Source organism: Streptacidiphilus monticola, from assembly GCF_042658505.1.
In the GTDB taxonomy this organism is placed as follows: domain Bacteria; phylum Actinomycetota; class Actinomycetes; order Streptomycetales; family Streptomycetaceae; genus Streptacidiphilus; species Streptacidiphilus monticola.
On sequence record NZ_JBHSQJ010000010.1, the window covers coordinates 137,156 to 144,756 of the forward strand.

Here is a 7,601-nt window from a genome sequence, read left to right on the forward strand (position 1 = left end):
AGCCCCACCCGCCGCCGCCCCGGTCAGCCCGGTCAGCCCGGTCAGCTCACGGTCAGCCCGGGTCAGCCCGGGTCAGCTCCCCGCCGTCACCGGGGCTTCCGCGCCGCTGACCGCGGTCACGCGGGCCAGCATCCGGCGGACGATCTCCTCGCCCGCGACCACGCCCGCCTGCTGTAGCGCGGTCACGCCGGGCGCGGTCCAGCCGGTGTCCGCCAACTCGCCGTGGCCGGGCCGGAATCCGTGGTCCGCGGCGAGCAGCAGCTCGGCGTCCAGCAGCGAGTCGCCTGCCGCCAGGATGGTCGCCGCGCCGGTGCGCCGCTCCACCTCCGCGAGGGCCGCCGACTTCGTCAGCGGCTGCGGGACGACGTAGACCTTGCGGCCCTGCAGCGAGACGTTCCAGCCCTTCGCCGCCGCCCAGGCGGACAGCTCCTCGACCCAGCCCTCGGGCAGTTCCTGACGCTCCACCACGAGGTAGGCGAACAGGTCCTCCGCCACCCGGCGCTTCCGCGTCCACTCCGGGTCGGCGGACAGGGCGAGCTTCTGCACCACCTCGTCCAGCGAGGCGCAGTTCTGCGCCAGGGTGGTCCGCATCGCGGCGTGCCAGTCCCGGTCGGACTCGCCGTCCACCAGCAGGTGGCCCCCGTTGGCGCAGATCGCGTACCGGGGCGTCCACTCCGGCTTCGGGCCGGGCAGGTGGATGCGCTGGTACTGGGCGCGGGTCCGCGTCGTGGCGGGGACGAACTCGGCCGCGGCGATCAGCTCCGTCAGCAGCTCCGCGCAGGCCTCGGTCATGAAGGACAGCGGCTCGCCCTTGTGCACCTCGACCGCGAGCAGCCGTGGCGCCTCCTCGTCGGGTACGTCCAGGCCGAGCGCCCGCGGGGAGTACACGAGCGTGCGGTCGAGGTCGCTGGCCACGAGGTAGCGCGGCTGACGGTCGGTCACAGGGCGGTCCCTTCCTCACCGGTGGCCCCGCGGGTGTAGCGGGGGTGGATCAGTCCGATGCAGCTGTACGGCAGGTCGTCGCGCTCCTCGACCTCCACGCCGCGCTGCTCGGCGAGCAGCCGGACGTGGTCGAGGTCGGCGCCGACGCCCCGCTGGACCAGGATCCGCCAGGGAACCCGGCGCAGCAGCACCCGCGTGGTCTCGCCGACGCCGGGCTTGACCAGGTTGACGCTGCCGATGCCGTACTCCTCGCTGATCCGCTCGACGGCGGCCCAGCCGGACCAGTCGGGGGCGCGCTCGGCCTCGGGCAACGCCAGCAGCGCCGCGGCCTCGGCGAGCGCGGCCTCGCGCACCGCGCCGAAGTGGGCGCTGACGGCGTCCAGGAAGGCCCCGGAGACGTCGGCCTCGCGCAGCTCCCGGTAGAACTTGGCGCCGTGGAACTCGTCCGGGCCGATCAGGTCCGCGCGCAGCACGGTGCGGGAAACCAGGCCGGAGACCGTCGAGTTGAGGCAGGCGGAGGGGATCAGGTAGTCCTCGCGGGTGCCGAAGGTGCGCACGCAGCGGCCCGGGTCGGCGAGCACGGCCAGCTCCGGGTCGAAGCCGGTGCCGGCCAACGCGGCCTCCAACTCCCGGGTGATGGCGCCCTTTCCGGTCCAGCCGTCCACGAAGACCACCTGCGCGGGGTCGTGGTGCCGGGCCAGGTAGCGCAGCGCGGTGCTGTCGATGCCGCGGCCGCGGACGATGGAGACGGCGTAGTGCGGCAGGTCCACCCCGTGGACGGTCTGCGCCCAGCGGCGCATCAGCACGCCCACCGGCGTCCCGGCCCGCGCGAGCGACGCCAGCACCGCGCCCCGGCCGCGTTCGGCGAGTACGGCCTCGGTGACCACACCGACGGCGCGGGCCACCCGGGCCGCCGAGGCGTCCAGCGCCGCGCGGTACAACTCCTGGTAGGCGGGCGAGGGTTGGTACTCGACCGGCAGCGACTCGGCGTAGTGCGCGCCGCCGGACTGGATGGCCTCCTCCCGCTCCTCGGTGGGGGCCTCGAGCGCGACGTCGGAGAGGTCCTTGAGCAGCCAGGAGACCTCGTCCGCCGGGTAGGACGAGAAGGCGGGGCCGTGCAGCGGCGCGGGCAGCGGCGCCGGACGGTAGGCGGGGACGACCGCCAGCACGACGTGGCCGCAGACGGCCCGCAGCCGGTCGAGCAGGCCGGTGCCGGGGGCGTGCAGCGGGGCGCGGTCGCCCTGGTCGTCCACGACGACCACGACGGCGTCGAAGCGGCGCGCCGGATCCGCGCCCGGGGCGACGTTGTAGGCGTAGCGCAGGCCGTCGCCGTCCGCGGGGGCGTCGTGGGCGGGGAAGCAGATCCGGGTGCGGATGGCGTAGCCCGGGTCGTCGACGGGCAGTACCGGGGAGCGGGTGGTGGAGGAGAACCGGACCTCGGCGTCGGTGTGCTGCTCCAGGGCCGCGGCCAGGCGCAGCGGCGTGTACATCAGCTCCTCGGTGCCCAGCACCAGCACCCGCCGGGCTTCCTGCGGCAGCGCGGCGGCCAGGGCCTCGCCGAGGGTCGGGAGTGCCTGCTCGAGGCGGTCCCGGTCGGCGGCGGTCCAGCCGTGCCGCCCACCGTCCTTGAGGCCTGCGGGCCATGGGAGTTGAAGCCGCGTCAGCGGTGCGAGCGGGCCGGCGGCCTGGGGGGCGGGAGCGCGCCGCTCCTCGGCCTCCACCAGCGCCGCGCCGCGCTCCAGCACGTCGGCCGGCAGCTCGGCCCGGCCGGTGGCGGTGGCCACCACGTCGATGCGCGTGCCCAGGTCGGCCGCCGTCTTGGCGAGCCGGGCCCGGTCCTCCTCGGTGCGCAGGTCGACCAGGGTGGCGATGACGTAGCGCTCGCGGGGGTAGCGGGCGTGCAGGGCGGCCACGGTGTTGGCGACGGTGCGGCCGGTGGAGAACTCGTCGTCGGCGAGCACCAGCGGACCGGCCCCGGCGAGGAAGCCCGCGGACTCGGGCAGCAGCAGGTGCGAGGTGGCGTGCGAGTGCTCCTCCTCGAAGCCGCCCACCGGTGCGGTGCCGGGGACCTGACGGCGCGTCGAGTGCAGGTAGGGGACGCCGCCCAGGCCGTCGGCGACGCAGTGCCCGAGGCCGGTCGCGGTCTCGGCGTAGCCGAGGACGACCGCCGACTCCGCCTCCGCGCCCAGCAGTTCGCGGACCCGGGCGCCCAGCGCGAACCCGGCGTCGTAGACGACGGCGGGCCGCTGCGGGACGTGCTTGCCCAGGACCTGGGAGACCAGCAGGTGCGCCCGGCGCGGGTTGCGCCGCAGCGCCAGCCCGACCAGGTCGCGCACCGGGCTGCCGGCCGGGATGCGCACGCCGAGGCGCTGCTCCACCCAGCTTCCGGTCCACACGGGAGGCACGGCGGGTGACGGTGGCGACTGCGGCGACGACGGCATGGCGTTTCTTTCCCTGTTCGTTGGTGCCAGCCCATCAGGAGCACATGACGGGCGGGTTGCTGCCGGAGGTCCGGCGGGGCTCAGCCTCCCAAACAGGCGGCGAGCAGTTCGGCGAAGGTGACGTCCTCCCGGGCGACGCCGAAGACGGCGGCACGGGCCATGACCCGGTTCGCCCAGGCCCGGTGGGGCTTCACCTCGTTCATCTTGTTGGTGTAGGCCGAACGGAGGACGCCGCCGCCGCTGCGGTCCTCGTGCAGGATGTCGACGGCGTCGGACCACTCCTCGTGGGTGGCGACGGACATCGCGTGCACGGCGGGCACGTGGCTGGGGTGGATGCAGGTCTTGCCGAGCAGGCCGTTGGCGCGGTCCAGCTCGATCTCCCGGATCAGCCCGTCCAGGTCGTGCTCGATGAGCTTGCGGCGCAGCTCGTCCGCCGGGGGCTCGGAGGCGGTGAACGGCGTCTGCCGCAGCTGCGGCTTGAACTTGCGCTCCTGGACCGGGAAGTACTCCCACACCGGCCCGGTGACGGTGTATCCGCTGCCGTCCGCGCGGCCCAGCACGTTGACCACGTCGCCGATGACCGACGCCACCAGCTGGACGTCGTAGGCGGTCAGCTCGGGCGGTCGGCGCAGCCCGTAGGCGGACGACAGGTCGGTGACGCCGAGCCGGACGGCGAGCACCTGCTCGCGAAACTTGTCCAGCACCCGGGAGACACCGAGCAGCACCTCATGCCGAGACTCCAGGTGGGCCAGCTCCGGGGACTCCAGCACCGGCATGGCGAACAGCCGCTGCCCAGTCCGCTCGCGGACGCCCGCCAGCGCCTCCAGGAAGGGCAGCCCCGACTCCTCGGTGAACTTGGGGAAGACGAAGCCCGACAGCAGCGCCAGCGCCGGGCCCAGCCGCTCCGCCAGGTCGGGCACCTGCGCGGCGGCGCGGACCCGCACGAACAGCAGCGGCAGCCCCGCCCACCCGGTCGGTCCGGCCTCCCACAGCCGCCGCAGCTGGGCGACGAGGTTGGCCTCGGCCGCCGGGACCTCGCGGTCGTCGATGGCGTCCTCCAGGCACAGCACCATGGACACCACGCCCCGGGCCGCCTGCTTGCGCACGTCCCCGACCAGGTCGGGCCGGGTGGCAGGGCAGTACAGCGTCGCGCCCAGCGCGGCGGAGAGCAGCGCCGGATCGCTGTCACGGTCGAACTCCACCGGCTCCTGGTGGAACAGGCGGGCGCGGGTCTCCGCGTCGAGCTGGCTGAAGTGACGCATGGTCCCCTCTCGGGCTGTGGGTAACGTCCGGGGCTTTGGGGGCCGTTGGCCGATTATCGTACGTAAGAAGGCGGCAAAATCCAGACCTGCACCGCCCGGGAAACACACCGTTCTCGTAGACTTGCCCGGCTCGTAACGCCGATTCCGGGACAAGCCGCCCTGCCAGGGCCCCGGACCGCGTTGTCCCCGGCCGACCGCCGACGGCAGGATGGTGCACATGACCAGGGTCATGCCGAAGGGCTCGAACACCACTCTGCCCGCGAACGTCGCCGCCGTGCGCGCCGTGCTGTGCTGGCAGGTCCTTCCGGGCACCCCCGAGGTAGACGTCTCGGCCCTGCTGCTCAGTTCCCAGGGCCGGGTGCGCAAGGACACGGACTTCGTCTTCTTCAACCAGCCCCGGCACCCCTCGGGCCGCGTCCGGCACCGCGCCAAGTCCCGCCGCGGCGACCTGCTGACCGACACCGTCGACATCGACCTGGACCAGTTGCCCGGGTGGGTCGACCGGGTGGTGGTGGCCGGCTCGGTCGAGGGCGCGGACTTCGCCACGGTCTCCGGCCTGCACATCCTGCTCTACGACATCGCGTCCGGCCCGGACGCCCAGCCCCTGGCCCGCTTCGACATCACCGACGGCGCGGGCGTCTCCGCCCTCCTCTGCGGCGAGCTGTACCGGCGCGGCGAGGCGTGGAAGTTCCGCGCGATCGGGCAGGGCTACGCCTCCGGGCTCGTCGGTCTGGCGACCGACTTCGGCGTCACCATCGACGAGGACGAGGAGCAGGCGGCGGAGGCCGCGCCCGCGTACCCGCCCCGCCCCACCCTCCTCCCCGAGCCCCCGGGCTTCGCTCTCCCCCTCCAAGGCCCGCAGTTCCTGACGCACGCTTGACCCGCCCCCGCCAGGGGCGCGAGGAACTGGGCGAGCAGCCCGCCACTGGGGGAGGTCCGACCGTGATTGCAGGACGGACCTCCCTCAGTGGTGGGCTGGTCGCGGTGGGGGCACCTCCCGCCCGAAGGGTGGGGGTCCTCGCGCCTCTTCCGGGGCTCAGCTCACGGGCTTGTAACCCCGCTGCCACTGCAGCCCCCAGCCGTACAAGCGGTCCAACTCGGCCTGGAAGCCGTACACATAGCGGACCTCGCGCCGCACGGTCACCTCCGAGCCGTCGCGTTCCAGCAGCAGCACCGCGCAGCTCCGCGCCTTCGGCGCGTGCTCCTCCAGCTGGACCTCGATCCGCGGGCCCGCGGTCGGGAACAGGGTCAGCGTGGCGTGCGTCTCCGCGAACGCCGGCGTCTCGTCGTAGATGTAGACGAAGAACAGCAGCCGCCGGAACGACTCCCAGTGCTCCATGTCCACGAACATGACCTCGCCCGACGGCGCCCCCGAACGGTCGTCGTGGCTGAGCCGGATGTACGGGGGCCGCTGCAGATCCCCCATGTAGGGGCCGAGGGGCTGGACGACCCCCTTCGTACCGTCGCTCAGCTCGTACAGGCATCCCAGGTCCAGGTCCACCCCGACCGGACGCTGGCCCATCTGAGGGGTCGTCACCGGCCGGAAGGGGTTGGGCTGGAGCAGCAGCTTCCACCGCTCCCGCGCGCTGCCCGGCGCTGGACCGGAGGCGCGCGCGGTCCAGTGCAGGTGGACCCGCATCGTGCCGTGCAGCGCCCCCGCCGCGCTCAAGGAGGTCTCCGGGTTGCGCTTGGTGAGCGTCAGCCGTTGCGAGGCCTCACCGATGTCCCACTTCTCCGCCTTGCGCAGAAAATCCCTCAACCCGGCCATGCTGCTCCACCCCTCACATCCCGTCAGGTCTTACCCGCCGTCAGATGCCCGTGCACATAGGCAATCCAGACCCGGTCGCAAACCCAACGGCCTCACGCGTACGATACGGAGTCTCCTGAACCCTCGTATCACTCGCCCAACTCGCCGAGGCTGCCCGCGATGAACCTCTCTTCGATACAACTGGTCTGGTTGGCCGTCGGCTGCGCGATAGCCCTCGTGGCCGCCGTCCTGCTGAGCATGCTGCGCACCAGGAAGCCGAAGCATGCCGCGGACGACTCCTGGGAGCGTGCCGAGGAGCGCCGCCGCCGCAAGGAGGCCGTCTACGGATCGGTCTCGTACGTCCTGCTGTTCGCGTGTGCGTCGGTCGCCGCCGCGCTGTCGTTCCACGGCCTGGTCGGCTTCGGCCGCCAGAACCTCGGGCTGTCCGGCGGTTGGGAGTACCTGGTCCCCTTCGGCCTCGACGGCGCGGCGATGTTCTGCTCCGTCCTCGCCGTCCGCGAGGCCAGCCACGGCGACGCGGCCACCGGTTCGCGCCTGCTCGTCTGGCTCTTCGCCGGCGCCTCGGCCTGGTTCAACTGGGTCCACGCGCCGCGCGGCGGCGCGCACAATGGCGCCCCGCAGTTCTTCGCGGGCATGTCCCTGTCCGCGGCGATCCTCTTCGACCGCGCGCTCAAGCAGACCCGCAAGGCCGCCCTGCGCGAGCAGGGCCTGGTCCCGCGCCCGCTGCCGCAGATCCGGATGGTGCGCTGGCTGCGCGCGCCCATCGAGACGTACCGGGCCTGGTCGCTGATGCTGCTGGAGAACGTGCGCAGCCTGGACGACGCGGTCGAGGAGGTGCGCGAGGAGAAGCGCCAGCGCGAGCTGGAGCAGGCCCGGATGCGCAGCGCGAACCGGCGCGAGCGCGCCGAGTTGAAGGCGATCGCGCGCTCCGCGCCGGTCAAGGAGCTGACGACGCTGGACGCTTCGGAGTCCGCGGGCGCGGCCCCCGCCCTGGAGCCCGCCGAGCCGCGCGGCGTCCTCCCCCGCCGCCGCCGCGCGGGCGCGCTGGACGCGGGCTCGCCCGCCCCCGCGCAGGCCGAGGCGGAGGACCCGATGTCCCGACTCGACTCGCTGGACCGCAAGTTGAAGGACCTGGAGCAGCAGTTCGGCTGACCGGACGGCCCCGACGGGGCGCGAGGACAGCTGCGC

General features: G+C 73.6%; 6 protein-coding genes. 2 read left to right on the plus strand and 4 right to left on the minus strand.

What is annotated here, in order from left to right:
• Positions 1 to 72: 72 nt before the first annotated feature.
• The 3 genes from ACFP3V_RS03690 to ACFP3V_RS03700 all read right to left on the minus strand — a co-directional run bounded on the left by ACFP3V_RS03690 (position 73) and on the right by ACFP3V_RS03700 (position 4,645).
• A complete protein-coding gene (locus ACFP3V_RS03690) occupies positions 73 to 942 on the minus strand; it encodes an HAD family hydrolase (RefSeq protein WP_380579613.1) in 870 nt (289 codons plus the stop codon).
• Positions 939 to 3,383, minus strand: coding sequence for a phosphoribosyltransferase (locus tag ACFP3V_RS03695; protein WP_380579615.1), 2,445 nt, complete (start codon positions 3,381 to 3,383; stop codon positions 939 to 941). The genes ACFP3V_RS03690 and ACFP3V_RS03695 overlap by 4 nt, the downstream gene beginning before the upstream one ends.
• Positions 3,384 to 3,463: 80 nt before the next feature.
• Complete coding sequence (locus ACFP3V_RS03700; RefSeq protein WP_380579617.1) at positions 3,464 to 4,645, minus strand: HpcH/HpaI aldolase/citrate lyase family protein; 1,182 nt, start codon at positions 4,643 to 4,645, stop codon at positions 3,464 to 3,466.
• A 217-nt stretch (positions 4,646 to 4,862) separates the two neighbouring features.
• Here ACFP3V_RS03700 and ACFP3V_RS03705 point away from each other — a divergent pair, with 217 nt between their 5' ends.
• Positions 4,863 to 5,525, plus strand: coding sequence for a TerD family protein (locus ACFP3V_RS03705; protein ID WP_380579619.1), 663 nt, complete (start codon positions 4,863 to 4,865; stop codon positions 5,523 to 5,525).
• Between the two features lie 156 nt (positions 5,526 to 5,681).
• Here the strand turns inward: ACFP3V_RS03705 and ACFP3V_RS03710 are convergent, their stop codons facing one another.
• A complete protein-coding gene (locus ACFP3V_RS03710; protein WP_380579621.1) occupies positions 5,682 to 6,413 on the minus strand; it encodes a Tellurium resistance in 732 nt (243 codons plus the stop codon).
• A 159-nt stretch (positions 6,414 to 6,572) separates the two neighbouring features.
• Here ACFP3V_RS03710 and ACFP3V_RS03715 point away from each other — a divergent pair, with 159 nt between their 5' ends.
• A complete protein-coding gene (locus ACFP3V_RS03715; protein WP_380579623.1) occupies positions 6,573 to 7,565 on the plus strand; it encodes a DUF2637 domain-containing protein in 993 nt (330 codons plus the stop codon).
• Positions 7,566 to 7,601: the final 36 nt, after the last annotated feature.